The organism is Pseudonocardia sp. (assembly GCF_050246655.1).
Classification (GTDB): Bacteria; Actinomycetota; Actinomycetes; order Mycobacteriales; family Pseudonocardiaceae; genus Pseudonocardia.
Genome location: NZ_JBFWVQ010000230.1, coordinates 1 through 3,189, shown reverse-complemented (window position 1 = coordinate 3,189; position 3,189 = coordinate 1). Strand labels below are relative to the sequence as shown.

Sequence of the window (3,189 nt, the reverse complement as noted above, 5' to 3'; positions counted from 1 at the left end):
GGCAGCCCGGCGAACCAGACCGCCTCGGGGTCGTCCTGGAGCAGCCACGACGGGCGTGCGTGCGACTCGCCGTCCCGCCCGACGCCGGCACCGGCGAACGGGACGCCCCCGAAGCCTGTGGTGCCGGGCCTGCCGGCGGGCGGCCCGGATCCCGGCCCTGCCGTACCGGGACCCGGCGCACCGGACCGTGGCACGGCTCCGCCCATCCCGTCTCGCGGCGGCACACCCGGTCCCGGACCGCCAGAACGTCCGAAACCGCTCCCGGTGGACGGCGGTCGCCACCGGGCGTCGGGCACGGCCGTCCGGGGTGGCACACCGCCCGGCCACCGCGGCGTTTGTGGCACCACACCGACGGCACCACCGGCGGCAGGCGGCCCGGGGTATCGGGTCCTGGGTGTGCCCACGGGTGGCGCCACCACGCCGGGCGGGACCGCGGCGCCCGGCAGGACGGTGCCACCCGGCGGCGTGGATCCACCCGGTGGGATCGCGCCGCCGGGTGGGACCGCCGCCCCGCCCGGCGGGAACCCGCCCCCCGCGCCGCCGAGAGCCGGCGCGTCGGCCACGGCGGGTGGCGTCCACGGGGGTGGCGTCCAACCGGGCCCCGCCGAGCCCGGCGCCCCGGACCCGGGCGCAGCGGACCCGGCTCCGCCGGTCGCGGCCGGCACCGGCTGCACCGGCGGGTCGTACACGGGGTAGCTGGTCAGGTAGTGGTCGTTCGACACGGTCTGGTAGCGCTGGACGTTGTCGATCACGAACCACTTCGCGGCGTCGTCGATCGTCCCGCCGACAACCCCGTCCCACGGACCGCCCACACCCGTGTGCACCATCGATGCGCCCCAGCGCACCCAGCCGATCTCGGAGCGTGCCGCCGCGACCGCCCCGGCGTGCTCCGTCAGCGTCCTGTTCGCCGCCGCCATCTCGTCGCGCGCACCGTCAGCGAGCGCGACGAGCCAGTTCAGATGGTCAATCGCGCCGCCTTCGGACATCCCGGCGTCGGCGAGCATGCCGCGTGCTGTGGAAATGTCCTCGGACGCCGTGATGAATATCCCGTGGGCGGCTCCGTACTCGCGCGCCTCGACCGAGACGGCCTCCGCGTTCAGCTTGTCCGCGATCGCCAGCAATTGGTCCGGCGGCCATTGGTCGAACGGCTCCAGGGTTCCGGGGTACGGGGACGGTCGGGGTACGGGCGGCGGGGCTGTCATCTCGACTCCCGGATCAGCGGTGGAAGGTTGGACAGGATCAGCTCGGCCATCCGCCGCGACGGCGCACACGGATCCGGCCGCGGGGTGAGATCAGCGGTCGCGGCAACAACGACCGTCTGCAGGTCCGCGATCGCCACCGTGATGTCGCAGAACCGATCGGGCTCCACGTTCGTCCGCAGAGCCGGATGTCCGGCGACCTCGAATTGCTCGTAATTCGGATCGTCGCGGAACAGCCGCCACAGGGCGGGCAGTTTTCCAGCCGTCGAGTCGGTGGAAATTCCGATCCGGGCGTAGTTGTGCTGTCCGCGGTAGTACCAGAAGCAGCTCTGCGCCAACCCCTCAGCTCCGGACTTGGCCGTTGACGGATCGAGCCCGAGCTCCTCCTGCTGCGCGACTGTCAGCAGCTCACACGGGCCGATCCCCCGGGCGTCCTTGGGCTCGCGCACCTTCAACTCGATCGGCACATCCGACGGGAACCCGTCCGCATCTACCGTCGGCGCCCCCGGAGCGCCCCCCGCACCCGACACCGGTGCGCAGCCGGCTAGCACGGCGACCAGCGCCACAGCCAGCCCGATCCGGTAGCAACCCCGGTTCACAGGCGGCGCATCCGATCCGCAGCCTCACGCTCCACCCGCTCGTAGGCCTCCGCCTGCGCCAGCAAACCCTCCTGCGCAGCACGAACCTGCCGGGCGTAGCCCACCATCCACAACCCCGCGCGCTCCCCCATCGTGACCAGATTCCGCTTCAACTGCACACTCACCGGATCCGAACCGGGATCCTGCACCCGCTGTACCACGGCATACCGAGTCCAGCCGAGGGCGTACTGCTCCAGGTCCGACGCCACCGCGCCCAACTTCGCCGCCGCCGCGCGCAACGCAGCAGGATCGGCGACGATGTCGTGACCGCTCATGCGCGCATGGTCACACGCCAGCACGACGATCCCTCCAGGTTTCACCCAGGTCGACTGCGTCACCGCAGGTCAGCGCGAACAACAGATTCACAATCGTGAACCCGCACCCCGAACGATCCGCCTGAGCCGCGAGAAGAACGAACGTCATCCCTGCCCCCGAACCAGCGGCGGAAGGTTGGACAGGATCAGCTCGGCCATCCGCCGCGACGGCGCACACGGATCCGACCGCGGGGTGAGATCAGCGGTCGCCGCGACGCCGAGGTTCTGCAAGTCGGCTACTGCGATGCTGAGGCTGCAGAACCTGTCAGACTCGACATTGACTCGAATCACCGGATGCCCGGATATCTCGAACTGCTCGTACTCGGCATCGTCATGGAACATCCGCCACAGGCCGGGGAGCTTGCCCGCCGTAGGATCAGTGGAGATGTCGATACGCGCGTAGTCGCGCTTCCCGGGGTAGTACCAGAAGCAGTTCTGCGCCAGCCCGTCCGCTCCGGTCTTCGCCGTCGACGGATCCAGCCCCAGCTCACGCTGCTGCGCCACCGTCAACAACTCACAAGGCCCGAACCCACGAGCGTCCTTCGGCTCCCGCACCTTCAACGCGACCGGAACGTCCAACGGAAACCCATCCGCATCGACCGTCGGCGCCCCCGGATCGCCCCCGGCACCCGAGACCGGCGTGCACCCCACCAGCACCGCAGCCAGCGCACCCAGCCCGAACCGGCCGAGAACCCACAAGGAGGTCACAGCCCGCGCATCCGATCCGCAGCCTCACGCTCGACGCGCTCGTAGGCCTCCGCCTCCGCCGACAACCGCGCCTGCGCCGCACGGACCTGGCGGGCGTAACCGACCATCCACCACCCGGCACTCTCCGCCATCGTGATCAAGTTCTTGCGCAGCTGCAGGCTCACCGGATCCGCACCGGGATCCTGCACGCGCCGATGGACCGCGTCGCGGGTCCAACCCAGGGCGTACTGCTCCAGGTTCGACGCCACCGCGTCCAACTTCGCCGCCGCCGCGCGCAACGCAGCAGGATCGGCGACGATGTCGTGACCGCTCATGTACGGAGACGTCATC

The 3,189-nt window shown here is 70.8% G+C and carries 4 protein-coding genes and 1 pseudogene; all 5 read right to left on the bottom strand.

Features of this window, described 5'->3' with window-relative positions:
• A pseudogene (locus AB7J25_RS30620) lies at positions 1-1,202 on the bottom strand (hypothetical protein); the annotation flags it as partial.
• Positions 1,199-1,765, bottom strand: a complete 567-nt coding sequence (locus AB7J25_RS30615) for a DUF3558 domain-containing protein (protein ID WP_428514869.1) — start codon at positions 1,763-1,765, stop codon at positions 1,199-1,201. The pseudogene AB7J25_RS30620 and the gene AB7J25_RS30615, both read right to left, overlap by 4 nt.
• 29 nt (positions 1,766-1,794) lie before the next feature.
• Positions 1,795-2,112 (bottom strand): PE domain-containing protein, encoded by a 318-nt coding sequence (locus AB7J25_RS30610; protein WP_428514867.1) that lies wholly within the window; start codon positions 2,110-2,112, stop codon positions 1,795-1,797.
• 144 nt (positions 2,113-2,256) lie between these two features.
• Entirely contained in the window at positions 2,257-2,859 is a 603-nt protein-coding gene (locus AB7J25_RS30605; RefSeq protein ID WP_428514865.1) for a DUF3558 domain-containing protein, read from the bottom strand.
• Positions 2,856-3,189, bottom strand: a 334-nt coding sequence (locus tag AB7J25_RS30600) for a PE domain-containing protein (protein WP_428514863.1), incomplete at its 5' end; no start/stop codon positions are given. The genes AB7J25_RS30600 and AB7J25_RS30605, both read right to left, overlap by 4 nt.